Source organism: Glutamicibacter bergerei (assembly GCF_054495185.1).
In genome coordinates, this window is record NZ_CM137131.1 from 2,849,793 (window position 1) to 2,873,775 (window position 23,983).

General features: G+C 59.2%; 19 protein-coding genes. 11 read left to right on the forward strand and 8 right to left on the reverse strand.

Features of this window, described 5'->3' with window-relative positions; translation table 11 throughout:
- Positions 1-39: 39 nt before the first annotated feature.
- Positions 40-1,125: a peptidase C39 family protein gene (locus ACX5K5_RS13245; protein WP_442346516.1), complete on the forward strand. Its 1,086-nt coding sequence runs from the start codon at positions 40-42 to the stop codon at positions 1,123-1,125.
- Positions 1,126-1,232: 107 nt separating this feature from the next.
- Here ACX5K5_RS13245 and ACX5K5_RS13250 read toward each other — a convergent pair whose 3' ends face one another.
- A complete protein-coding gene (locus ACX5K5_RS13250) occupies positions 1,233-4,754 on the reverse strand; it encodes a bifunctional proline dehydrogenase/L-glutamate gamma-semialdehyde dehydrogenase (RefSeq protein ID WP_459174517.1) in 3,522 nt (1,173 codons plus the stop codon).
- A gap of 260 nt (positions 4,755-5,014) precedes the next feature.
- Between ACX5K5_RS13250 and ACX5K5_RS13255 the strand changes: the two genes are divergently transcribed.
- The 4 genes from ACX5K5_RS13255 (at position 5,015) to ACX5K5_RS13270 (ending at position 9,757) form a co-directional block, all read left to right on the forward strand.
- A complete protein-coding gene (locus ACX5K5_RS13255) occupies positions 5,015-5,929 on the forward strand; it encodes a LysR substrate-binding domain-containing protein (protein WP_459174518.1) in 915 nt (304 codons plus the stop codon).
- 187 nt (positions 5,930-6,116) lie between these two features.
- Complete coding sequence (putP, locus tag ACX5K5_RS13260) at positions 6,117-7,622, forward strand: sodium/proline symporter PutP (RefSeq protein ID WP_459174519.1); 1,506 nt, start codon at positions 6,117-6,119, stop codon at positions 7,620-7,622.
- 163 nt (positions 7,623-7,785) lie between these two features.
- A complete protein-coding gene (locus ACX5K5_RS13265) occupies positions 7,786-8,220 on the forward strand; it encodes a hypothetical protein (RefSeq protein ID WP_443445103.1) in 435 nt (144 codons plus the stop codon).
- A 121-nt stretch (positions 8,221-8,341) separates the two neighbouring features.
- A complete protein-coding gene (locus ACX5K5_RS13270; RefSeq protein ID WP_459174520.1) occupies positions 8,342-9,757 on the forward strand; it encodes an NAD-dependent epimerase/dehydratase family protein in 1,416 nt (471 codons plus the stop codon).
- On the opposite strand, the gene ACX5K5_RS13275 is transcribed toward ACX5K5_RS13270, so the two are convergent.
- On the reverse strand, positions 9,743-10,696 hold the full coding sequence (locus ACX5K5_RS13275) for an Lrp/AsnC family transcriptional regulator (RefSeq protein WP_443437922.1): 954 nt from the start codon (positions 10,694-10,696) through the stop codon (positions 9,743-9,745). The two genes, ACX5K5_RS13270 and ACX5K5_RS13275, sit on opposite strands and share 15 nt — an antisense overlap.
- A 262-nt stretch (positions 10,697-10,958) precedes the next feature.
- On the opposite strand from ACX5K5_RS13275, the gene ACX5K5_RS13280 reads away from it, so the two are divergent.
- The 5 genes from ACX5K5_RS13280 to ACX5K5_RS13300 all read left to right on the forward strand — a co-directional run bounded on the left by ACX5K5_RS13280 (position 10,959) and on the right by ACX5K5_RS13300 (position 16,885).
- Complete coding sequence (locus ACX5K5_RS13280; protein WP_443449085.1) at positions 10,959-11,708, forward strand: DUF5058 family protein; 750 nt, start codon at positions 10,959-10,961, stop codon at positions 11,706-11,708.
- A gap of 17 nt (positions 11,709-11,725) precedes the next feature.
- A complete protein-coding gene (locus tag ACX5K5_RS13285; protein WP_443446915.1) occupies positions 11,726-12,451 on the forward strand; it encodes a hypothetical protein in 726 nt (241 codons plus the stop codon).
- A gap of 50 nt (positions 12,452-12,501) precedes the next feature.
- Positions 12,502-13,713 carry an amidohydrolase gene (locus ACX5K5_RS13290; protein WP_443437925.1) on the forward strand — a complete coding sequence of 404 codons (1,212 nt, stop codon included), beginning with the start codon at positions 12,502-12,504 and terminating at the stop codon, positions 13,711-13,713.
- 248 nt (positions 13,714-13,961) lie between these two features.
- The gene (locus ACX5K5_RS13295) at positions 13,962-15,599 is read left to right on the forward strand and encodes a biotin carboxylase (RefSeq protein WP_443449083.1); all 1,638 of its coding nucleotides are present in this window, start codon (positions 13,962-13,964) and stop codon (positions 15,597-15,599) included.
- A gap of 89 nt (positions 15,600-15,688) precedes the next feature.
- Positions 15,689-16,885 carry a serine hydrolase domain-containing protein gene (locus tag ACX5K5_RS13300; protein WP_459174521.1) on the forward strand — a complete coding sequence of 399 codons (1,197 nt, stop codon included), beginning with the start codon at positions 15,689-15,691 and terminating at the stop codon, positions 16,883-16,885.
- A gap of 3 nt (positions 16,886-16,888) precedes the next feature.
- Here the strand turns inward: ACX5K5_RS13300 and ACX5K5_RS13305 are convergent, their stop codons facing one another.
- The 6 genes from ACX5K5_RS13305 to mmsB form a co-directional block, all read right to left on the reverse strand.
- The gene (locus tag ACX5K5_RS13305) at positions 16,889-17,704 is read right to left on the reverse strand and encodes a Cof-type HAD-IIB family hydrolase (protein ID WP_443449081.1); all 816 of its coding nucleotides are present in this window, start codon (positions 17,702-17,704) and stop codon (positions 16,889-16,891) included.
- A gap of 7 nt (positions 17,705-17,711) precedes the next feature.
- The gene (gene ppgK, locus ACX5K5_RS13310) at positions 17,712-18,527 is read right to left on the reverse strand and encodes a polyphosphate--glucose phosphotransferase (RefSeq protein WP_459174522.1); all 816 of its coding nucleotides are present in this window, start codon (positions 18,525-18,527) and stop codon (positions 17,712-17,714) included.
- A 110-nt stretch (positions 18,528-18,637) separates the two neighbouring features.
- On the reverse strand, positions 18,638-19,789 hold the full coding sequence (locus ACX5K5_RS13315; RefSeq protein WP_096255756.1) for an ROK family transcriptional regulator: 1,152 nt from the start codon (positions 19,787-19,789) through the stop codon (positions 18,638-18,640).
- On the reverse strand, positions 19,786-20,514 hold the full coding sequence (locus tag ACX5K5_RS13320) for a tyrosine-protein phosphatase (RefSeq protein ID WP_096255758.1): 729 nt from the start codon (positions 20,512-20,514) through the stop codon (positions 19,786-19,788). Before ACX5K5_RS13320 ends, ACX5K5_RS13315 begins: the two co-directional genes overlap by 4 nt.
- Before the next feature lie 40 nt (positions 20,515-20,554).
- Positions 20,555-21,679, reverse strand: a complete 1,125-nt coding sequence (locus ACX5K5_RS13325; RefSeq protein WP_442346509.1) for an alcohol dehydrogenase catalytic domain-containing protein — start codon at positions 21,677-21,679, stop codon at positions 20,555-20,557.
- 4 nt (positions 21,680-21,683) lie between these two features.
- Positions 21,684-22,619: a 3-hydroxyisobutyrate dehydrogenase gene (gene mmsB, locus ACX5K5_RS13330; RefSeq protein ID WP_096255763.1), complete on the reverse strand. Its 936-nt coding sequence runs from the start codon at positions 22,617-22,619 to the stop codon at positions 21,684-21,686.
- A gap of 152 nt (positions 22,620-22,771) precedes the next feature.
- Between mmsB and ACX5K5_RS13335 the strand changes: the two genes are divergently transcribed.
- Entirely contained in the window at positions 22,772-23,686 is a 915-nt protein-coding gene (locus tag ACX5K5_RS13335) for a LysR family transcriptional regulator (RefSeq protein ID WP_096255765.1), read from the forward strand.
- Positions 23,687-23,983 lie beyond the last annotated feature (297 nt).

The following is a 23,983-nucleotide window of genomic DNA, read 5'->3' on the forward strand; positions in this document are numbered from 1 at the left end:
GGACCTGGTACCAGGTCCCCACCGAACCGAAAGTCTCCCATGACACATCACCCTGCTCTTCGCGCGAGGATCCAAGACTTCGACCCGGATTACCATCCGGCGCAACTGAAGCATCTGGGTTCGATGACTGGTCCGTGGGAACCCGAAATTCCGGCTGCCAACACCCGGCTGTTGACGATCCAGTTTTCCGATGCAGTAATAGTCGGTGCCGCGTTGCTCACCGCTCGTTCGGCGGCAGCCTACGTGAAGATCGCAGGGCTTCTCGCCCGCGACGCAGCAACACGCGAAGATACCATCCGCGCGGTGCTGGACTACGCCCGGGGTCAAGACCTAGCCTGCGTGAAATGGGAGACCTGGACCCAAGATCCGCGGCTAGCCGCCCTGGCCGAGCGAACCGGTTTCCAGGCGCTGCCCGCCCCGCGCTGTGCCACACAAGCTTCAGTCTCAACTCCACCAGCAGGCTACGTGCACTGGATACATTCGGCCAGCTACCTGCGCACCGCGCACTACCAGCAAAGCGAGAACTTCACCTGCGCGGCGGTTGCCGCCCTGGCCGCGCACGGGGAAACCACCAGCATCGCCGCGCTGGATCAACTGCGCACCGCGGAGTTGCTGTTGTGGCGTCAAGCGACCAACTTCATGGCCTGTGAACCAGTGGGGCTCGGTCTGGCCATCGCAGAGCGTTGGCCAGACAGTTCGGTCCGGGTGTCCTTGGATACCGATAAGCCAGTAATGGTTGACTATTATCCCGAGGCCGAACGCGGCTGGCGCGGCATCCTCCAAGCCGAATCGCACCGCCGGGCGAAGGTGACCGGCCTGCCGGTGACTGCTACGCGGCTGGCGATCTCAGAGATCAAAGAAGCGGTGGCTAACGGTGACCGGGTGCTGCTGCTGGTGTCGCTGAAGCAGATGCTCGGCTACGACGTCCCGCACTGGATCTTGTGCCATGGGACGGCCGGTTCCAAGGAACATGCGGTGATCATCATCGATGATTCGTGGATTGATGCTGATAGCGGGGAGAGCTGGGTGGATGCGACCTGCCTTCCCATCACCGGACAAGAATTAGATGCCATGTCTTGTCTTGAGACAGATGGTTATCGCGCTGCGCTTATCCTGGCTAACTGATGGGCCATCGAGTTTCGGGTCTGAAACCGCAAAAACCGCGGGCCGGTCCGGCCTCAATAAGAGGTGCGGACCGGCCCACGGTCTATGCGCGATAAATTAGCGGTGTACTAGATCAGTTCATCGCTGAGGTGGTTCGGCGTACCGAAGCGGTGCGCGGTAATCGACACGGCCTGCTCGTGCAGGAATGGCAGCATTTCCACGCGTCCGGCGCCGGTGACCGGCGAGGCGTAGATCGCCACATCCGGCTTGCCATAGGTAGCCTCGGCCAGCGCCTTCACCGATCCGCCGATCAAACGGATTCGTGACGAAGAGGCCGGTCCGGTCTTCGCGGCCAGGCGAGCAGCCCGGGCAGCGAAAGCGTTCGTGTCCTCATCAACCACGGTCACCGAGTGTTCGGCCAGCAGGTTGCGCACTCCACGTGGCAGTTCCAACTCGCTGGAAAGCAGCACGCGGGATCCTGCGGTGACTCCGGCCGCGACCACACGCAGCGCCTCGGCCACACCGTGTTCGCTGGTTGCGGCTTCGAAGCGTACGGTGACATCTACCGGCTTGTAGCGGAAGATATTGCGTTCCGCGACCAGACCCGAGCGGTCCTTAGCCTGGTTAAATTCCTGATTCCACCACAGCTTGTCACTACCCAGCGCGTCGCGCAGCCAAGCCTCATCGGCCTCGGAAAGCTCCGCGGCGTTCAGTAGTCGTTCGTCAAAGACGGACAGTGCAGCGGTGTCGCGCACCGGTGCGTCGGCCCAGCTGCCCATACCGATCAGGTAGTTCGGGCCGCCGGCCTTGGTGCCGGCACCGATGGCCGACTTCTTCCAACCGCCAAATGGCTGACGCTGCACGATTGCGCCGGTGATGCCGCGGTTCACGTAAATGTTGCCGGCCTGGATGTTTTCCATCCAGTAGGCCAACTCGTCACGGTCCAGCGAGTGCAAGCCGGAAGTCAACCCGAAGTCGACCTCGTTGACCAGCTCCACGGCTTCTTCCAGGGTCGGTGCGGTCATCACACCAAGGATTGGGCCGAAGTATTCGGTCAGGTGGTATTCGCTGCCACGCTTGACCCCGTAACGTACGCCCGGCGAGTAGAGCTTGCCCGACTCATCAAGCTGCTTTGGCTCCACGGCCCAACGCTCCCCGGCACCGAGGGTGGTCAAACCGCGCTTCAGCTTTTCGCCTGGCTCATCGATCAGCGGGCCCATCTGGGATTCTGGATTCCACGGGTAGCCGGCCTTCAGTGACTTCACCGCGTCGATCAGCTGGCTGTTGAAGCGCCGTGAATCTGCCACGGAGCCAACGAGTACTACCAGTGAGGCGGCCGAGCATTTCTGTCCTGCGTGTCCGAAGGCCGAGGCGACCACGTCGCGTGCGGCTAGGTCCAGGTCCGCGTGCGGGGTGACGATGATGGCGTTTTTGCCCGAGGTTTCGGCCAGCAGCGGCAGGTCCTTGCGGAAGGAACGGAAGAGTTCTGCTGTTTCGTAACCACCGGTGAGGATCAGACGGTCCACGCGCTCATCGGAGATCAACTGGGTCCCCAGGTCGCGGTTGCCGGCGAAGACCAGCTGCAAGACGTCCTTGGGCACTCCGGCGTCCCATAGGGTCTGCACCATCACCGCACCAATGCGTGAGGCCAAGGTGGCAGGCTTGATGATCACCGCGGAGCCGGCGGCCAGTGCGGACATGGTCGACCCGGCAGGGATCGCCATCGGGAAGTTCCACGGCGGGGTGACCACGGTCAGCTTCGAAGGCACAAAGGTGGCGCCATCAACGGTGTCTAGTTCCAGACCACGCTGTGCGTAGTAGTGCGCGAAGTCGATCGCCTCGGAGATTTCCACGTCACCCTGGTCGATGTTCTTTCCGCATTCCGAACCGAGCACCTCAAGCAGCATCGCGCGGCGCTCTTCGAAGAGCAATCCTGCGCGGTGCAGAATTTCGGCGCGGGCCGCAGCACCCAAGGCCTGCCAATCAGCCGAGGCGTCAACGCCCATCGCGATGGCCTCATCCATTTCGCTGGCCGAGTGCAGGGTGTTGGCGGCAACCAGATCCTTGCCGAGCTTCGAATCCTGCATCTTGGAGAGGATTTCGCGTCCCCAGCTGCGGTTCACGTCAAGATCCGGGTCGGTATCCGGGGTGTTGAAGAAGCTGGTGGATCCGTCGGCAAAGCCAGCAACTACCGCGGTCAGCGTCGGGTCGGATTCCTGACGGTTTTGTACGCGGTGCGAGGCTGGAACGACATCATCCAGGTTTTCCAGTGAGGTCAGGAAGCGGTTCTTCTCGCGCTCAAAAAGTTCCTCGTTCTTCTCGAGCTCGAAGACCGCGGACATGAAGTTTTCCTGGCTGGCGCCCTCTTCGAGGCGACGGATCAGGTAGGCGATGGCCACGTCGAATTCTGCCGGGTGCACTACCGGGGTGTACAACAACAGTTCGCCTACGTCGCGGCGTACCGCTTCGGCCTGACCGGTGGCCATGCCCAGCAGCATTTCAAACTCGATACCGTGCTTGACGTCGCGTGCCTTGGCCAGTAGCCAAGCTAGTGCGATGTCGAACAGGTTGTGTCCTGCAATGCCGATGCGCACGTTGTCCACGTGGCCTGGGCGCAGTGCGTATTCGAGCACCGACTTGTAGCTGGTGTCGGTGTCCGCCTTGGAGTGCCAGGTGGCTAGCGGCCAGCCGTGGATGTCTGCCTCCATGATTTCCATGGGCAGGTTAGCGCCCTTTACTACGCGCACCTTAATAGGGGCTCCGCCGGCAGCCACACGGGCTGCGGAGAATTCTTGAAGTTCAATCATCGCGCCCAGTGCGTCGGGTAGATAGGCCTGCAATACGATGCCGGCGGGCAGTGCGTTGAACTCGGGCAGTGACAGGATCTTGGTGAAGACCGCGATGGTCAGCTCCAGGTCCTTAAACTCTTCCATGTCCAGGTTGATGAACTTCTTCTTTGCTGCCTTATTTGCCAGCTCGTAGAGTGGACGCAGTTTTTCGACAATGTGCTCCACCGCTTCGTCGAAGGCCCAGTGGTTATGTGGGGCGACGGTGGAAGAGACCTTGATCGAGACGTAGTCCACGTCGTCGCGGGTCAAAAGCTTGGTAGTGCCATCAAGCCGGCGGTTCGCTTCGCCTTCACCGAGGATCGCCTCGCCGAGCAGATTGACGTTCAGGTTGACGCCGTCGCGTTTGATCTTGGAGATCGCGCCGCCTAGCTTGTGATCCGACGCGTCAATGATCAGGTGCCCCACCATTTCGCGCAGCACACGGCGTGCGATAGGGACAACGACTGATGGCAGTACCGGTGCCATGGTGCCGCCTAGCGCGACGGCCTTGCGCATGTACCAAGGCAGGAAGCTTGGAACCATTGGAGCCAGCTTTTTCAGGTTGCTCGCGGCGACCTTCAGATCTTCGGGGCGGATGACGCCATCGACAAATCCGACGGTGAAGTCCAGTCCCTTGGGGTCCTTGAGCACTCCGGCCAGACGTGCTGCGGAGGCATCGATAGGGAAGGCGGCGGCTTCGGTGAGCCAGTGACGGACCAGTTTGATAGTCTCGTCGGCAAGTTCTGCCGGATGGGTCAGTGGGTTGCCTGCCGAGTCGACCGCCGGTGCGACGGTTCGTGCGGTGGTGATAGAGGATGACATGTTGTGTCGGTCCCTTCGATGCGATGCGTACTTGGATTAGATACACCGAACGCGAATTTCGTGATGGCTGACGAGCTTACGGAATCACCGGATAGTTGGCCGCGAAAATGCTGTGTGCAATTCGAGTATGACTCCAACTTTGCTTAAGCAAAAGTGAACAAAACCGAACGTTTCACTTCGGGTTTGCTAATGTATTGACAGGTGCTTAAACCACCTCCTTTCACCCCTCCCAGTACCGCGTAAAGACCGGAGTTGAACCCATGCTTGAACTGCGACGATTACGTCTACTCAGAGAGCTAAGTATTCGCGGAACGATAGCCGAGGTAGCGGACGTACTGAGCTACTCTCCTTCCTCGGTTTCCCAGCAACTGAGCCAACTCGAAGACGAGGCCGGCGTTCAGCTTCTGCGCCGCAATGGACGCAAGCTGGCACTCACCCCACAGGCTCAGGTACTGGTGGCGCACACCGAGGAATTATTGGGCTCCATGGAACGCGCCGAAGCAGATCTTGCAGCGACTATGTCCAATGTCTCAGGCACCGTGCGACTGGCCGTATTCCAGACCGCGATGCTCGCGGTCATGCCTCCGGTATTGCGCAAACTTCATGATCTGCACCCACATCTGCGCGTGGAAATGACCCAGCATGAGCCGGAGGAAGCACTGCATGAAACCAGTGCGCGGAACTTTGATCTGGTGATCGCCGAACAGTATCAAGGCCATGCCGCCCCGATCTTTGAGACCCTAGATCGCCGTCATCTAGCCCATGATCCGATTCGTTTAGCTCTGCCACTGCTCGGAGGCGAGGGCAACGCCGATTTTGATCGCGTCACCTCGCTGACCGAGGCGGCCACCCTGCCCTGGGTGATGGAACCCCCGGGTGCCGCGAGCCGGCACTGGGCGGAGCAGTCCTGCCGAATGGCCGGTTTTGAACCCGACGTCCGTTACGAAACGGCCGATCTTCAGGCACATGTCACTCTGGTGGAAACCGGCACCGCGGTGGCTTTACTGCCCGATCTGGTGTGGACGCAGTTCGAGCGGCAGCTGCGCTTCGTGGATCTGGACAATTCCCCGGTGCGTACCATTTTTACCGCCATGCGTCACTCTTCTGCCCGCTCCCCCTCCATTGCTGCGGTGCGCACCTTGGTGCACGAACAGCTGAAAAACCAGTCTGCCTAAGAAAACTCGATTCTGCTTCTGCCGGGTAGTTCGGTAGTGTTTCTAAGGTCACAAAACGATCACGAGCGAAGTGGGTCACGGAGACAAACAGAAATTTTAGTGCAATAGTGGTGACTCGCACCACAAGATCCGCAGTCCACTCGGGTGATCACTCGCTCCGACGGACAATAAACGGCAATGAGGGAAAATGTCTGACCAGACTTATCAGATCATCGCGATCGTCATTTACATGTGCGCGATGCTCGGCATCGGCTACGTGGCCTTTAGACGAACGAACAACATCGACGACTACATGCTTGCAGGCCGTGGCTTGAAGCCAGGGGTAGCAGCCCTGTCCGCAGGTGCAAGTGACATGTCCGGCTGGCTGCTCATGGGCTTGCCCGGCGCCATCTACCTCGGCGGCATGCACGAGGCCTGGATCGCTATCGGTCTCTTGATCGGCGCCTGGCTGAACTGGAAGTACGTGGCCCCGCGCCTACGTTCCTACACCGCCATCTCACAGAACGCCATCACCATCCCAAGCTTCTTCGAAAAGCGCCTGAAGGACAATAAGCACTTACTGCGCATCGGTAGCGCGGTCATCATCTTAGTGTTCTTCACCTTCTATGTTTCCTCGGGCATGGTCGCCGCCGGCAAATTCTTCGATGCCTCCTTCGGCTGGCCTTACCTGACCGGCATGATCTTCGTAGCGGTCATCACCTTGCTCTACACCCTGTTTGGTGGATTCCTTGGAGCGTCGCTGACCGACGTGGCCCAAGGCCTACTGATGTTCGCCGCACTGATCGCCGTGCCAATCGTCGCGGTCATTAAGATCGGCGACTTCGAAACTCTGGGCTCGCGCATCACCACGGCAAACCCCGAAGCGTTCAACCTGTTCTCCTCGTTCTCCGACAACGCCTGGTGGGTCGCCGTCATCGCGATCTTCTCCACCGCTGCATGGGGTCTTGGTTATTTCGGTCAGCCGCACATCCTGGTCCGCTTCATGGCGCTACGCACCCCAGGCGAGGCAAAAACTGCACGCCGCATCGGCGTGGGTTGGATGTTCCTGACCTCCGTAGGCGCGGTCGCCACCTCGCTAATCGGTATCGCGTACTTTGCTAAGGAACCGCTGAGCGAGACAAACAGCGAAACCGTATTCTTGCTGCTCAGCCAAGTCTTCTTCCACCCATTCGTCGCCGGCCTAGTGCTCGCGGCCGTGCTGGCGGCCATTATGTCCACGATGTCCTCGCAGATGATCGTTTGCTCCTCGGCCCTGGTGGAGGATCTGTACAACATCTCCGGCCGCAAGGCTTCGCCTAAGGCTTTGGTGATGCTCGGACGCACCGGCGTGCTGGTCATCGCGGTTGTCGCAGCACTACTGGCACTGAACCCGAACTCCTCGATCCTGGACCTCGTGGCCTTCGCGTGGGCCGGCTTCGGTGGCGCCTTCGGTCCGATTATCTTGTTGGCTCTGTACTGGCGCAAGCTCACCGCGATTGGTGCCTTCGCCGGCATGATCACCGGTGCAGCCGTGGTCTTCATCTGGGGCAACATCGACGTACTGACCAGCAACATGTACGAGATCGTGCCAGGCTTCCTGGTCTGCCTCGTCGTTGCATGGCTCGTCTCTCGTGCGACGTTCAAGCCAAGCACTGAAATCGAGGCTGAATTCACCTCGATGGAAGAAGAGGTTGGCGCGAAGGTTACCGCCTAAGGCGTACCGCGCGAATAACGTTCAAGTTACCGGCGTTGTGCAAAGCTTCACGGCTTGGCACAACGCCGGTTTCTGCGTTTAATGATGTCTATGGCCCTCCATGCGCACCTCCGTGCAGCCGGCGGAATGACCGAACCAGACAAGAATTGCGGGGCAGGAATCGATGGATCACAGCATTTCCCGGCTGGTAGACCGCGGCGAAATTGACGCTGCGCTGCTCGCGGTCAAGGGCCTGACCCCCGAACGCGTGCGGCAGCTGCTCTTCAGCGGTGACGGTTTCATGATCAACGCCCGGCCCTATGGCGAGTTCATTGCGCGTTGGTACGCGTCACTGTCCAGCCCTTATCTGCGCGCTGAAGCCGCAGACTCGTTTGCCCAGGCCTATCTCACCGAAATTGCCGACATCCCCCACGCCGAACACCTCGGTGCGCTGATGTCCACAGAATCCAAGCGGCACGTGCTGGAATATATCGCCGAAACTGCGGCCGGCAAAGATCTTGATGATTGGGCGGCGAGCCCAGAAAGGCCGCTGAGCCAAAAGCAGCTGGAGGGGTGGAAGAAAATTTCGCGGCAGCTGCGCGGGCTGTCTTTCCCGTAGGCCGGCCCGGAGGCGTGCTCACTCAGAGCACAATCGGCGCGTAGCGGGTGCCGGTAAACCCCAGTGCACAGTAACCTAGAGGTGTCCGAAGTTTCGTTTCACCTCGAAGGATGATCTAGCCATGGCGCAGACGCTCACTAAGTTCACTCGTTGGCAGCGCACCGAATCGCAATACCTCGCCGCAGATCCCGAGGCCGTGTATTCGATCGTCGGCAACCTGTCGCAGACCGGCAGCTGGATGAAGAGCTTCGACGGTTTTGTGGTGCACGATGACCAGCGCGGTGTGGGTACCAAGGTTGATCTGTTGGCCCCGGGCAAACTTTTTGGGCCGCTGCATCAGAAGACCGCACCGGCAGGCTCCATCACCCGGCGCAACCCGGCCCAGCGCATGGTGGAGTTCACCCAGCCGCAACCCGGTGGCGAGATGGTGTTGCGCTGGCAGGTAGATGCCGCCGATACCGGAGCGATCCTGCGTTTCACCGTTGCGTTGCGCGGTCCAGGCACCACCGCCTTCAAATTTAGCGTCGCCAACACCCTCTGCGAGGACTTTGCCTTGGCCTGCGCCAGGCTCTTTAAAGTTATTCCTTCGGGAGCACACCGCACCGTTCCGGTGCGTGTGGTGATCTCCGGCGGACGCGGCTTCCTCGGACGCAACCTGGTAGCCGAGCTGGTCTGCCGCGGGCTATCGGTGGCGGTACTCACCCGGCATATCGAAGCAGACTTCCCCGCCGACCAGTACCCGTGGGATGGCCTTCACCAAGGCGCTTGGACCAGTGCATTGAGCCACGCCAAATACCCGGTACACCTGATTAATTTGGCCGGCGAGCGCGTGGACAAGCGCAACACCGAAGAAAATATCGCAAAGCTCACCGCCTCGCGGGTACGCACCACACAAACTTTGGCCGAGGCCGCCGCCGGGTTAGACACCCCACTGGCCAGCTGGATTCAGTCCAGCACCACCGCGATCTTTGGCGATGGCGGTGAAGCAGAATTTACCGAAGACAGCCCGCTACCTACCGGTGAGCGGGCACTTCCAGAAATGACCGGGGTCGCCTCCGCCTGGGAGCAGGCCTTCCACGATGCAAAGGTCAACGCCGAACGCAGTTATGTGCTGCGCAGCTCGCTGGTTATGCATCCCGATGCGCCACTGCTCAAACCACTGACCGCGCTGGTACATGCCGGTCTGGGTGGGCCGATGGGAGATGGCAGGCAGTGGTTCAGCTGGATCGGTCTGGAAGATTGGCTGCATTTGGTACGGATCTTGCTCGGCTTAGAAGACACCTCGCTACCCGTTGGGGTGATTCATGCCGCGCATCCGGTGCCTTTGCGCAACGCCGAAGTGATGGCTGCGCTGCGTTCAAACGCCGGGCTGCCAGGTCTTCCTACCGGCACACTATTGCCCAAGCTTGGTGCGGCGGTGCTCGGCTCTAATGCCCGTGTGGCTTTGACCGGACGCAAGGTCAGCTCCCGGGTGTTAGCAGATGCCGGATTCGAGTTTAGGCAAAACGATTTTGCGGCCACGCTAAACGGCGAATAATCTCCCGCCGCGTTTGCGTGCCGAAAGCACCATCGCGGTCTTCAGTTGCACCATCTCACCCCATGGGGTGTCGGAAATGAATCGGTACAGGTCCTTTTGGGTGCGCACGGTGACATCAACGATGAGCTGCGCATCCCCGGCCACTGCGGCCGCGTAACGCACCTCGGGCAGCAGCCGCAGTCGCTGCCCGAGCTGCTCAACGCTCTGCGGGGAGGTCTGCACCCAGAGCAGCGCCTCCACCGGGTAGCCCAATAGCGCCGGTTCCACCAGCGTGCGGATCGAGATGTGTTCACCGCGTAGCAGCCAGTCAACCCGGCGAGCCACCGATGATTCACTCATCTTCACCTGCCGAGAGATCGCGTCCACCGAGGCCCGCCCGTCTTTGCGCAGCACCTCGATGATCAGCTTGTCATTCTCTGTTAGCCCGGCTGACGGGCTCCATTCGGTTAGTTCCCCGCCACTGGCTGGCCGCAACGCACGCTCCGCCGCTTCGGGTAGCGGCTCGGCACGCCAGGCACGGATGGTTTTGAAGTATTTCAGAATTGGATATACCGCAAGCGCATTAATTCCGGGAGTTGCCGGTAGTTGCATGGTGAGAATCTCAGCCAGGTCCCCGTCGTAGTGCAGCTCGGTGACCACGTCACTTTGCCCGGTAACCATATAACTGAAGCTGGTGTCTCCGCGTTGGGCCAATGCCTCACAGGCCACCCTCACGGTACCCGGCGCGCAGGTAAAAGCTGCGACCAATGAGCCCGTGCGGTGTTGAATTGCCGCCACCGAAATTTTTGAACTAGCCAGCAGTGCCTGCCCATAGCGTGCCACGGTGCGTTCGGGCTCGCCAAAAACCTGAGCGATCTTGCGCCAGGTAGCGCGCCCATCGGCTTGCAGGGCGATCACAATTTTCCGTTCAAGCTCGTTAAACTCTTCGTTTTGCTCCATGGGGTGCTCCTGTGAGGTGCTGGCCTGCGGTCATTGGCGTTTCTCGGCTGGGTGATTGCCTAGGTTGGTTGCTCAGGAGCCGACATCGTCTGACGATTTTCCGCTTTTTACCCCATTGCATGTTCGCGTTTTGGTGGAAAACGACAGCAAACTGGCAACTTGTGCCAATTATTGTCGATAACTCAGCTTAGCGCCATGGTTGTAAGTAGATGCGATGCGCATCACATTAGTTCACTTACTTACCTACTTTCAGGAGCCCACCGTGCAGCCACAGCTCATCCTGGCCGCTGGCGATCCCAGTTCAACAAATATCTGGGCCATCGCTAACACCCCCTTCCTGTGGTTCTGCGCCCTGGGCGTGTTCGCAGTCATCTTCATCCAGACGATTCTCTACTCGCGGGCCGCAAAGGTCGCCGCACCGCACGTCAATATGCCCGCACGCGAGCTGAAGGAATCCTTCCGCGCCGGAGCCGTCGCCTCCATCGGCCCCTCGCTGGCAGTAGTCTTCGTCGCCATCGCGTTGCTGGCACTCTTTGGCACCCCAGCGGTGCTGGTACGTATCGGACTGATCGGCTCGGTCTCTGCAGAAACCGCCTCGGCGAATATCTCTGCGGTGTCCATGGGCGCTACCTTGGGCGGAGCCGACTACACCCAGCAGGTCTTCGCCGTCGCATTTATGGCCATGAGTCTGTCCGGGGCGATGTGGATGCTCGCCACGCTGATCTTGACCCCCATCATGAAAAAGGGCGGCAAGACGCTCGCCAAGCGCAACCCCGCAGTGATGGCACTGATCCCTACCGCCGCACTGCTTGGCGCGTTCTCCGCACTGACCATCGCCGAGCTGCCGAAGTCATCGATCCACATGATTCTCGTGGCGGTCTCCGCGGCGAGCATGGGCCTATGCCTGTTGCTGGCCAAGGTTTTGCACGCGAAATGGTTGAAGGAATGGGCGCTGGGCATCTCCATCGCCGTTGCTATCACCGCCGGCTACTTCCTGCACACCGCAGCCTAAGACCAGGAGCAAAACCCATGAGCACTCCAACTATTAATCTGACAAGCGCCGACGCCTCGATGGCGCGCTTTGAAAAGCAGACCACCCGCTACGGTTCACTGACGATGACCGCTGGGCTGATCTTTTCGCTGCTCGGCCCGATCTATCTGGTCTTCTTCTCCGACCTGCAGATTGCCCCGTCGATGATCTGGGTGGCGTTCCTCGCGGTCGCGGCAACCTTTGGGGTGCTGTGGATCGTGGAACCGGTGACCTACTTCCCGATTTTGGGCTCCGCGGCCATGTACCAGGCATTTATGATCGGCAATATCTCGAACAAGCTACTGCCAGCTGCCATCGTGGCGCAGTCCTCCATTGGTGCGAAGCCCGGCACCAAACGCGGTGATCTCGCCGCGGTGATGGCCATTTGTGGTGCCGCTACGGTGCACCTGACCAGCCTGCTGCTGTTTGTCGGAGTGCTCGGCACCTGGCTAGTTTCTCAGGTTCCCGCCGAAGTCATCGACGTGGCCCGGCTTTACATCTTGCCCTCGCTGATGGGTGCGGTGCTCGTGCAGTCGATCGTGGCAATGAAGTCGCTGCGCCCCACCATCATCGCTATCGTGTTGGCGTTGCTGATGAACTTCGTGGTGCTGCCGGTCATGCCGGCGGTGGCAATGTTTGCTACCGCACTGGTAGTTATCGCCTCGATCCTAATTTCTTGGGTGTTGCGTGACCGCAAGGCACCAGCTGCCACCACCGAAGACTAAACAAGAGTATTTTTCACCCTGTACTTTTACCCATCAAGATAAAGGACATCATGCTGAGCACCGCGCTGACCGAGGACGAAACCCGCACGCTGCACGAAAATTATCTGCACTTGCACGCGCACCCCGAACTCTCGATGGCCGAATACAAGACCGCTCAATACATTCAGGAACGACTCAATGAATTGGGTATCGAGAACTTCATTTCTGGTGGCACCGGAGTGGTGGGTATTCAGCGTAACGGGGACGGACCGGTGATAGCTTTCCGCGCAGATTCCGATGGCCTGCCAATGAAGGAAGACACCGGCGCGGACTACGCCTCGGTGGACACCGGGGTCCTAGCCGACGGCACGCAGGTGCCGGTAATGCACGGTTGCGGCCATGACACCCACGTAGCTTCTGCGCTCAGCGCGGCACAGGTGCTGGCCAGGGACACCGAAAACTGGTCCGGAACGGTGCTGTGGATCTTCCAGCCCGGAGAGGAAACTGCCGCCGGGGCACGCGCCATGCTCTCCGACGGATTGTGGCAGAAAGTCCCACACCCGCAGGTAGTCCTTGGCCAGCATGTTTTCCCGTTCCAGACCGGCTCCATCGCGGTCACCGAAGGCAGCGCGATGGCTTTAGCCGACTCCCTGAAGGTGACCTTGTACGGAAAGCAGTCTCACGGCTCACAGCCTCAGGATTCGGTGGACCCGATCGTACTTGGCGCGCATATCATCACGCGTTTACAAACTATCGTCTCGCGCGAGCTGCATCCGCTGAGCCCAGCGGTCATCACCTGTGGCACCTTCCATGCGGGGCTGAAGGAAAACATCATTCCTGACCGCGCAGAATTCACGCTGAACATTCGCACGCTCACCGAAGAGGTCCGCGCCCAGGTGCTGGCGGCGGTCACCCGCATCATCAACGCCGAAGCGGTGGCAGCCAACGCGCAAGCCCCACTCATTGAGGAACTCTACAATTTCCCACGGCTCTACAATGATCCGGAACAGACCCAATCGGTAGCCACGGCCTTCGGTCAAGAATTCGGGGCGAGCCAGGTCCGCTTCTCTCCACCGGCGATGGGTTCGGAAGACTTTGGGGCGCTGGCGGACGCGTTGGATGTGCCCAACGTGTTTTGGATGTTTGGCGGTTTTGACCTCAGTGCGGGCCCGGCACCGGTAAATCATTCTCCGCACTTTTTGCCTGACTATATTCCGGCGCTAGATACCGCAGTTCGCGCGGCGTTGACGGCCATCGGATATTACGTCGCGAAGAAAAGCTGACTAAGCCTTATGACGTCCAAAATCCTAACGTGTCATCTACTTCACGTTAGGACTTTGGCGCGTCTAAGCTGATGCTCAACGCTTACGCGTCTACAAACTAAATATTCATTCCCGATTAACCTCCCGGCTTCACCCGGCTTACTCGCACCGACCACCATGGAGTGAGTTAGCCGGTCCAGAATGTGTCCAACGGCGGGCACAAGCAGCATCATCATCACTTAGATCTACCAGTTTGAAGGAACGACACCATGGCAAATTTTCTTGAGGCGAGCGAAGGCGCTGCACGACCGCAGATGCCTAAACCCAGCGATCTAGCCAAATTACGTAAGCAGGCTGGTGCCGCACAAGCGCAGGAAATTGTGCTCGATGAAATGACCGCAAACGTTGCGGTTGATGCCGCTTATAACGATGTCGATCCCGACCTCGAGGTTCCACGTGTGGTGAACTTTGGTCGCAAGCTGAAGAATATGAGCGAGGTGCGCCACTTCTTCCGCACCAATTCGACCCCGATTTACTTCGTCGGCGCCACACCGGTCAACCTGTTGGGTCTTGACCGGTGGGTGCGTAAATTCAGCTACATCAGCTACTACGACGGCTGGGATGGCCACCATCCGCGGGTATTCACCCCAAGCGAGAAGCCACAAACTGATTTCCAGAGCGCCGAAGAAATTAACAACTGGTTGCTGGAAAATCCCGAGGTACGCGAGTACATCGACACACATACCGCCCCGGGCGGGCCTCGTCCGAAGATCGCTATGGTGTTCTTCGATGAGGAAACCGAGGCAATCTGTGAAGAGCTGGGCTACGACCTAATCCTGCCTCCGGCGGAACTGCGCAACCACTTGGATTCAAAGATTGTCACCACCGAACTGGGCAATGCCGCCGGCGCCCACTCGGTCCCGAACGTCTTGGGCACCGCCGATACTTACTCCGCCCTACAGGAGCTTGCGCGTGACGCGAAGCTCGGTGATGACCTAGTAGTGCAGACCCCGTATGGAGATTCGGGTAAAACCACCTTCTTCATCACGAACGAATCCGACTGGAATGAACATTCCAAGGACATCATTGGCGAACAGCTCAAGGTGATGAAGCGGATTAATAATCAGCCGGTGGCGGTAGAGGCGGTACTCACCCGTTGCGGCACCGTGGTCGGCCCCATCCTGACCGAACTGGCCGGTTACAAGGAGCTGACCCCCTACAAGGGCGGTTGGTGCGGCAACGAAATGCACCCAGATGTGGTCACCGACGGGCAGCGTGCGCGCGCCATTGAGCTGGTCCGCAAGGTGGGCGAGGGACTGAAGTCCACCGGATACCGCGGTTTCTTCGAGGTCGACGTGCTGGTAGATACCGACACCGACGAGGTGTACTTAGGCGAATTGAACCCACGCATCTCCGGGGCCAGCGCGATCACCAATGTGACCGCCGGAGCCTACGCGGACGTTCCACTGTTCCTCTTCCACCTGTTGGAGTACCTGGACGTGGAATTTGAACTCGACGTGGATGAGATCAACGCGCGCTGGGAGGAGCTATCCGGGGCCGATGTGTGGAGCCATATGATCATCAAGGAAACCGATGACATCGTGCAGTACATCACCCACGCCCCACGCACCGGCAAGTACTTCCTGGACTCAAAGGGCAAGTTGCAGTTCTCGCGTAGCGCACTGGACTGGCACCAGTTGCAGAACCATAAGGAAGCGTTCTTCCTCCGCATCTACGGTGTAGAAGATTACCGTTGGAAGGGTGCTGACTTGGGCGTACTAGTAACTAAGTCGAAGCTGCAGTACGAGGGTAAGAAGAAGACCAAGCTGACCATTGACGCGAAGCACTTCATCTCTTCGATCCGTGCACAGTACAAAGGTATCGACGTTCCGCCAGCTACCCAGTAGTAGGTTCGTTCGTCAGCCCCGTTCAAGCGCTGGTGGTAGGCTCCAAAAGATAAAGCACACAGCGTTTCTAAGAGAAGAGCGACCACTAGATGTCCAGCGGCCTCACGGTACCCGAGTTAACGATCGCTAACTGGCAGCACCCGGAAAACATCCAGGTATCCTTCCAGAATATCGCCGAGTTCCTACCTACCACCAAGGTCTCACGCGGCGACGAATCGATCGCCAAGCTGCCGTTCACCGAAATGGAGATTGGTGATCTAGAGGTCGCTAAGGGCAGCGCCACCGATCCCTCACTGACCGTACGCGGAGTAATCAACTCGACGAACACCGACGGTTTGCTGATCATGCGCAAGGGCAAGGTGATGGTGGAGAAGTACTACAACACCATGACCTCGCTAACCGACCACCTGCTGATGTCGATGAGTAAAACCGTCGTCGGCACGGTGGCCGCAGCGCTGGTGAGCGCGGAAAAGCTCGACGTGAACAAGCTGGTCACCGACTACGTGCCAGCCCTTGAACGCTCCGGTTACGCCGGGGCAACGGTACGCCACCTGCTAGATATGCGTTCGGGAATTCAGTTCTCCGAGGAGTACCTGGATCCCAAGGCCGAGGTACGCATGCTAGAGGAAGCCATCGGCTGGACCCCGCCTAGCGGCGCCATCGGCCCCATCGGCATGTACGACTACCTGCTGACGCTGAAGGCTAAAACTTCCCACGGTGGGGCCTTTGAATACCGTTCCTGCGAGACCGACGTGCTCGGTTGGGTGTTGGAAGCCGCCGGTGGGGCGCGCATGCAACAGCTAATCTCCGACTATGTGTGGGCCAAGATCGGCGCGCAACAGGACCTGGTGATGGGTACCGACCAGTTCGGAACCGGCATGTTCGACGGCGGTTTTAATGCCACCCTGCGCGACCTGGCCCGTTTCGGTCACCTCTACATCAACGACGGGGTGTCGTTGAGTGGACAGCGAGTCTTTGACCCGAGCTGGATCACCGATACCTTCACCAGCACCGAAGACCAGTTCAAAGCCTTCGCGGACTCACCGGGCGATAATATGATGCCCGGCGGACGCTACCGCAACCAGATCTGGTTCCCTTACCCGAATTCAAATGTCGCGCTGGCCCTTGGCATCCACGGGCAGATGATTTACATGAACCCGGCCACCAAGATGATTGGTGTGAAGCTCTCCAGCTGGCCATATCCGCAGGATGCTTCCAAGCTGTTCCCCACGATTCGCGCCTTCGACGCCATCGCCAACCATTTAGCGCAGCAAGACGGCATCTAGCTCCTAGAGCTCGTCGCGTCCTTCAAGGTAAGCGCGCAAAACCTGCAGCACCCCATGCTCGGTATTTGCTGGCGCGGTGAAGTTCGCTGCGGCCGCAACCACCGGGTGTGCGTTGGCCATGGCGAAGGAATAGGTAGCACCCTTGATCATTTCTAGATCATTGGGGTAGTCCCCGAAGACCGCGGTTTCATCTTGGGTGACACCGAGCTTGTCTTGCAATGCCTTCAGCGCTAGACCCTTGTGCACTCCGTGGTTCATCGCGTCCACCCAGTGGCTTCCAGAAACTACCACCTGCAAGGGGACGTCGAGGGCAGCGGCCATCGCCTGCACCTGGCCGGTCGCGACGTTGACCGCCATTTTGATGATTTCATCCTCGACCTGGTCTAGATCCTCGACAACCTGCACCGCGCGGTAGTACGGGGCAATGGCTGCAAGAAAGACCTCATCATCCCGCTCCACGTAGGCGGTTCGCCGGCCGCAGAGCACCAGCCCAACATCCAGCGCCGACTGCGCGCGGGTCGCGGCGATCACCGAGGTCACCGACTGTGCATCGATGATGTTGGAGTAAATTTCTTGCTCGCCGTGCATCACCACGGTGCCGTTCTCGGCGATGATCGCGATTTCACCGAGTGCCGCGAACTGCTCACGCAGGGTGGCGAACTGCCGCCCAGAGGCCGGAACAAAACTGATCCCCTTGGCCTGAAGCTCGTCGATGACCACCCAGGCAGCCTCCGGGATCTGTCCTTCTCCATCTAAGAAGGTGCCGTCCATGTCTACGGCGACAAGTTTGATCGTAGCGTTCGGGTTAATCGTGTGCATTTAAATCCTAGGTGCTTAGGTGCATGGCGCGGTGTGCGGCGCCAAGCACGCCGGCGGCGTTGTGGTATTTGGCGGGCACCAGTTTGGCCCGCAGGTTCAGCTTGGGTAGGAACTTCTCGTGGTCCTCGGAGATAGCCCCGCCGATGATGATCAAGTCTGGGCTACACAAAAATTCGACCTGTGAGAGGTAGCGCTGCAACCGGGTGATGTACTGCTCCCAGCTGAGGTTTTCTTCACGCATGACCCGGGCAGCGGCCTTGCTTTCGGCGTTAAACCCGTCAATTTCCAGATGCCCGAACTCAATATTGGGGAAGAGCACCCCATCACGGAAGAATGCCGAGCCGATGCCGGTACCCAAGGTGAGCAGCATGGTGCTGCCTAGAATCGGTTCGCCATTGCTGGCTCCGGCGCCCGCATAAACCTCGGCCATGCCTGCGGCGTCGGCATCGTTGAGGATCGTTACCTGGCGATCTAGCGTTTTGCTCAGCAGCGCCGCGGCATCCAATCCGATCCAGGCTTCGTCGATATTAGCCGCCGAATGCACCACCCCGTCGATGACGATCCCCGGGACGGTAATTCCGGCAGGTAGCCCGGCAAGGTCTTCGCCGGTAAGTTCTGCAAGGTCGCGCAGGATTTGTGCCATGACCTCGGCCACGGCATCGGGGTGTGCCCCGTCCGGAGTGGTCGCCTGCCCAAAGGTGCTCTGCACCAGCTCGCCGGAGGTATCAACCAGCCCGTATTTGATCGACGAACCACCCAGATCCAGTCCGAGGGCCGCAAACTGCGCCGGTGTTTGCGCTGACGCCGAGTGTTTTGCTGCCATCGGTTACTCCCCTGCGTGTGGTTCATGTAGTTGAGCAACTCAAATGAACAAACCAAAAACTATTATAAGGACTCTTTACAATAGCTACTGTCGGCGTATACCGTCAATGCCTACGCACCGTCGATGCGGTAGTTGGACCACAGCCGCGCCAGATACTGCGCACGTGCCCCAAATAAGGCACCGCGCAAAGCCGCGTCCTCGCCTAACTCACTAACTTCGACAACGCTACTGTTAGCTCCCATCCTACTAGCCAGTGCCTGATTAAGGCTGTGCGTAAAAGCCTCGAAATGCGCCAGTGGTCCGCACAGCACCAAACGCTGTGGGTCAAAAAAGGCCAGTAGATTGCCCAGCACCTCAGCTAAGACCAGCGTAAAGCTCTCTACCAACGGATCGGTAGGCCCACCCGCAGCCAACAGTTTGGCCAATCGCGCGTAATCCACCTTCGAACTACCGTCCTCGGTGAGCCCGGCCGCGGCCAGCCGTTGCAGAAAGGTTTGGTCCCCCAGGCGCAAGCCATTGAGCTCGCCGGCGGTGCCACTGGCCCCACGATGCACCGTGCCATCGATTACCAGCGCGGTACCAATACCCGGACCTACGTAGAGCAGCATCAGCGATGAGTCCGCCAGCGGTTGATCGTGTCGAACCTGTGCCACAGCCATCCAGTTCACATCGTTATCCAGCACAGCTGGTGCGCCGGTCAACTCTTGAACCACCGGCGCCAGCGAGGCGGACGAACCTGGATAGACAGGTGTAGGTAACGCGGTGGCGTCCACCCCGACGCGTAGCACCGGTGAACTTTGCGACAGTGCCGCACCGAGCGTGCGTCCTGAGCTGGCGGCAGTGAGTTCTTCAACCATGCTTCCTGCCAGCTGTTGCACCTGATCGGCGCTCGCCTCGGTAGGTACCACCCGGTGCCCTTGCGCGACGATGTGTCCGGCAAGGTCGGTGGTGCGCCCAAGCAGCGTACCGGCTTCCAAACTCAAGCCGAGCAGATGTCCATAACCCTGATTGATCCCGTAGCTTTCCGGAGCACGGCCACGGCGCACCGCGGCATCTGCACCGGGCATAACCTCAACGGGGCTGACCAGACCATTTTCTTGTAGTCGTGAAATACCCTGCGAGGCGGTGGGTTTAGACAATCCCAACGCGGTCGAGATCTGGGTGCGGGTGGCCGGCTGATTTAAGCATAGATAGTCAAAGATCTGTCGGTCGGTCAACGTCGCTAGGGCCCTCGGCCCGACAGTTGGCGCAGGCAGCTTCATGAGCCGCTCACCAACCGCTGCCCCAAGGCTTCAAATTGCTTAGCGGTTAATCCGTGAGCCAGCAGATAATCGGCGATCGAACCGTGCCCGGTGATGGCTAGATCCAAGGCGCGCTCCAATCCAGCGATGCTGGTGCCGACCATCAGGTTTTGCATTTTCTCGGTCATCGTAATGTCGTGAGCGGCGAGCATCGTACGCATGGATTCAAGCCAAGGACCGGACAGTGCGGCGGTAGATGCAGCGTAATCGGCCAGCACTGCATCACGATCGGCGCCCACGGCCAAGAGCAACAAGGCAATCGCGACCCCGGTGCGATCCTTGCCCGCGGTGCAATGCACTAGCGTGGCTTCGTTCGATTGTGCGACGGCACCGGCGATCTTGGCCCACACACCCCCATGATTAGCCACCAGCGGAAGATAAAGCTCTTCTAATGACGGCATGGTGCTCGGTACGGCGAGCGCGCCCTCGAGCAGGGGCAATCTGGTGCGTGTGATCGTTTGCAAGGTTTCGGGGAAGCCCGGTAACCGACTGGTCTCGACGGTGGAACGTAGATCAAAAATTTGCGTAATATTTTCGGTACCCAACCACCCGGTCAGCGGTTCATCAATGGTGTGCGGCACGGCGCTGCGGTAGAGCAAACCGGCACGGATTCTTCCTCCGGACGCTGGCAACCCGCCAGCTTCACGCAGGTTCGGCAGGCTGGAGGGGTAATTCTTCACGGACATAATCGCTAAACTATCACGGCCTGAGCGCCAGCCTGCTCGGCTAGGGAAAGGTGATCAGCTGACGGATGGTACTGCCGTCGGCTAGTTGGTCAAAAGCCTCATTGATTTCGCTCAACGCTTTGTTTCCGCACAGTAGCTTTTCCACCGGGAGCAAACCGCTACGCCAGAGACTTTCATAGTAGGGAATGTCCCGGGCAGGGATTGCCGAGCCCAGATATGAGCCGATGATGGTACGCGCCGAACTGGTCAGTGCCAGCGGTTCAATTTCAGCCAGCGCCCCTGGCGGAGGAAGCCCCACGGTGACGGTGGTTCCTCCGGACGCCGTGGCACGCACCGCGGCTTCAAAGGCCCGTGGGTGCCCGGCTGCCTCGATGACCACATCTGCGGTAATTTCCGCGGATCTCAGTTGCTCCGGGGTATAAGCCTCACTGGCGCCAAACTCCAACGCGCTGCGTAACTTCTCGGGGTTCATATCGACCGCAATCAGCCGAGCCGGCTCCGGCCACTTTGCACTCTGCGCGATAGCCACCAGCAATGCGGCCATCCCGACTCCACCCAGACCAATCACCATCAGTGTTTGACCGGGTTTCGGTTTGCCCGCATTTAATAACGCGCCACCTCCGGTGAGCACCGCGCAGCCTAAGACCGCTGCAACCTCCGCCGGCACGTCCTGACCCACCGGAACCACCGAACGCCGGTCAAGTACCGCATGGCTAGCAAATGCCGACACTCCTAAATGGTGGTTGATCGGTTGCCCTTCACTAGACAGACGCCTGGTTCCGGTGAGCAATTCTCCTGCGGCATTGCTCGCGCTTCCCGCGGTGCACGGCAATTTGCCACCGGTGGCGCAGGCGGCGCATTTTTCGCAGCGTGGCAAAAATACGCTCACCACGCGTTGGCCCAGATGCAGATCGGTGACTCCCTCGCCGAGCATCTCGATGATGCCGGCGGCTTCATGTCCGAGCACCATTGGCAATGGACGCGGCCGGTTGCCTTCGATGACCGAAAGATCCGAATGACAAAGACCAGCGGCCTCGATGCGCACCAGCACTTCTCCGGGCCCCGGGTCAGCTAACTGTATCTCGCTGAGCACCAGCGGCTTACTCTGGGCGTAGGGACGCGATGCCCCGGAGGCGTGCAGGACCGCTGCGGTAATGGTGCGCATGGATTTATTTTCCGGCCGGGACAGTATTCGTCGGGGTGTAACCGCGCACCTTGCCGTCGGGCACCAGGTTCTTCACGATCAACGAGCAGTCCTTATCGCCCAGCCCTTCATCAATGAGCCGGTCAAAGTGTTCGCTCGCAAGAGCCGCCGCCGGCAGATCTAGCCCGGTCATGACACCCGCATCGAGTGCAAGCCCCACGTCTTTGCGCGCTAGATCTACTCGGAAGGTTGCTTCAAAGTTGTTATTTGCCGCGGCCGTAGCGATGACATCTGGTACCGGATACCAGGTCTGTTGAGCCCAGGAACGCCCGGAAGAGACCGAGGCAATCTCCCAGAACACCTTCGGATCCAACCCGAGCTTGTCAGCCAGTTGAGATCCTTCGGCGCTGGCCATCAGGTCGATGAAAAGCATCATGTTATTACAAATCTTTGCCGCGATACCACTGGTGGGACCACCAGCAACAATGATCTTTCCTGACATTGGGGAGATCAGTTCTTGCGCGCGTTCCATGAGTTCCGGTGCCCCGCCAAGCATAAAGGCGAGCGTGGCGTCAGCGGCTCCGGAAATTCCCCCGGAGACCGGGGCATCCACAAAACTCAGCCCGCGCGCGGTCGCCTCGTCATGCAGCGTTCGCGAAGATTCGATGTCCACGGTGGATGAATCCAGGAGCAACATCTGCGCCGTCGCGTTGGCCCATACTCCGTCTTGCGCTTCATAAACCGCACGTACGTGCTCACCCTTGGGCAACATCGTGAAGACCGCATCTGCCCCGGCCATCGCGTGCGCAATCGAGTCGCTGATCTGCACCCCAGTCTCGGCAGCAGCGGTGCAGGCCTGTGGATTCAGGTCGTAACCGCGCACCGTATGCCCGGCGTTTACCAGGTTCGCGGTCATCGGCCCGCCCATGTTCCCTAGCCCAATCCATGCATACGTGCTCATCGCCCTACCCCGCGTCTTTTCTTGTGCTTAGGTTTAAGTCCTTGTCAGGCCAGCGTAAACGGGAGGAGAGCGAAGACTCAATGAGAGACGGCACGCCAATATCGCAAGCCTATTGTGCGCTAGCGCACACTGGCCGTGCCAGACTAAGAGCCATGGACCGCCAGATCGATTACCGCCACCTTGAATCCTTGATTGCTCTATTGACCGTGGCACGGCTTGGCCGGTACACCGCAGCAGCCACTGTACTCGGGGTGAATCACTCAACAATCTCCCGGCGCATCGATGCGTTACAAAAGGCGATGGGCGGGCACCTACTCACGCGCTCCCCCAACGGGTGGGAACTGACCGATCTGGGGAGGCGGGCAATGACCAGCGCCGAAGCCATCGAGCAAGCGGTGGCTGCCATTGGCACCGAAGAAGACCCCGATGCGCTCAGTGGCCATGTGAGAGTTGCTGCACCGGATGCTTTCAGCGCCCACTTGGCTGCTCCTGCCCTGGCTAAACTCCAGCAACGCCACCCGCAGTTGGTCTTTGAGATCGTTTCGGAAACGACCCGTGCGAGGCAAACCCGGACCGGTATGGATTTGGAGATTGTCATCGGTGAGCCGAGCGTGCGCAAAGCCGCCTCGACCAAGCTACTGGACTACGAGTTACGGCTCTACGCCACCGCTGAATATGTTAAAGCTCATGGCACCCCGAAACAGCTGTCGGAACTGTCGAATCACAGCCTGAATTACTACATTGATACTGCACTGACTGTGGACAAACTTGATGAGGCCACCAGTGCCTTACCTCCGATGCGTCGCGCAATCTCCTCAACGAGCATTGCTGTGCAATATGCGGCGACCATGAACCATGCAGGGATCGGTTTGCTGCCAGTATTTTTGTCCAAGCATTACGCCAATATGGTTCCGGTACTTCACGACGAGTTTAGTTACCACTCCGAATATTGGTTGGTTGGCCGTGAAGAAGCGCTACGCAATAAGGCGGTGCAAGAAACCGTGCGTGCGCTGAACGACGCTGCGGCTAATGGTGACTGGTTCATCCCACCATTTTCTCCCTACTAATATCCTTCATCGGTTTGAGACATCACTGCCAAATAGTCAGCCTGAGCTACCGGCTTAGGAACTTTCATGGGACCGATCTTCCAGTCGGAAACCTGTTTCCCGGCAGACGTAGGGTTGACTGAAAATTTGAGTCAGTGACTAGCAACGTCCTAGATTCGTACTGTACACCTAATCGCCGGACATCTATAGAACCAGCAAATATCATCAAAGGAACCAGACACCACCCCGATTCAGCGGACACAATCCACTGAAACGAAAAAGGGGGTGAGAACGAATCTCTCAATAGGTGATGTGATC

Excerpts from the sequence above, each read along its gene's own strand:
- ACX5K5_RS13245 (WP_442346516.1), top strand. The coding sequence starts at position 40 with ATGACACATCACCCTGCTCTTCGCGCGAGGATCCAAGACTTCGACCCG.
- ACX5K5_RS13250 (WP_459174517.1), bottom strand. The coding sequence starts at position 4,754 with ATGTCATCCTCTATCACCACCGCACGAACCGTCGCACCGGCGGTCGAC.
- ACX5K5_RS13255 (WP_459174518.1), top strand. The coding sequence starts at position 5,015 with ATGCTTGAACTGCGACGATTACGTCTACTCAGAGAGCTAAGTATTCGC.
- putP (WP_459174519.1), top strand. The coding sequence starts at position 6,117 with ATGTCTGACCAGACTTATCAGATCATCGCGATCGTCATTTACATGTGC.
- ACX5K5_RS13265 (WP_443445103.1), top strand. The coding sequence starts at position 7,786 with ATGGATCACAGCATTTCCCGGCTGGTAGACCGCGGCGAAATTGACGCT.
- ACX5K5_RS13270 (WP_459174520.1), top strand. The coding sequence starts at position 8,342 with ATGGCGCAGACGCTCACTAAGTTCACTCGTTGGCAGCGCACCGAATCG.
- ACX5K5_RS13275 (WP_443437922.1), bottom strand. The coding sequence starts at position 10,696 with ATGGAGCAAAACGAAGAGTTTAACGAGCTTGAACGGAAAATTGTGATC.
- ACX5K5_RS13285 (WP_443446915.1), top strand. The coding sequence starts at position 11,726 with ATGAGCACTCCAACTATTAATCTGACAAGCGCCGACGCCTCGATGGCG.
- ACX5K5_RS13290 (WP_443437925.1), top strand. The coding sequence starts at position 12,502 with ATGCTGAGCACCGCGCTGACCGAGGACGAAACCCGCACGCTGCACGAA.
- ACX5K5_RS13295 (WP_443449083.1), top strand. The coding sequence starts at position 13,962 with ATGGCAAATTTTCTTGAGGCGAGCGAAGGCGCTGCACGACCGCAGATG.
- ACX5K5_RS13300 (WP_459174521.1), top strand. The coding sequence starts at position 15,689 with ATGTCCAGCGGCCTCACGGTACCCGAGTTAACGATCGCTAACTGGCAG.
- ACX5K5_RS13305 (WP_443449081.1), bottom strand. The coding sequence starts at position 17,704 with ATGCACACGATTAACCCGAACGCTACGATCAAACTTGTCGCCGTAGAC.
- ppgK (WP_459174522.1), bottom strand. The coding sequence starts at position 18,527 with ATGGCAGCAAAACACTCGGCGTCAGCGCAAACACCGGCGCAGTTTGCG.
- ACX5K5_RS13315 (WP_096255756.1), bottom strand. The coding sequence starts at position 19,789 with ATGAAGCTGCCTGCGCCAACTGTCGGGCCGAGGGCCCTAGCGACGTTG.
- ACX5K5_RS13320 (WP_096255758.1), bottom strand. The coding sequence starts at position 20,514 with ATGTCCGTGAAGAATTACCCCTCCAGCCTGCCGAACCTGCGTGAAGCT.
- ACX5K5_RS13325 (WP_442346509.1), bottom strand. The coding sequence starts at position 21,679 with ATGCGCACCATTACCGCAGCGGTCCTGCACGCCTCCGGGGCATCGCGT.
- mmsB (WP_096255763.1), bottom strand. The coding sequence starts at position 22,619 with ATGAGCACGTATGCATGGATTGGGCTAGGGAACATGGGCGGGCCGATG.
- ACX5K5_RS13335 (WP_096255765.1), top strand. The coding sequence starts at position 22,772 with ATGGACCGCCAGATCGATTACCGCCACCTTGAATCCTTGATTGCTCTA.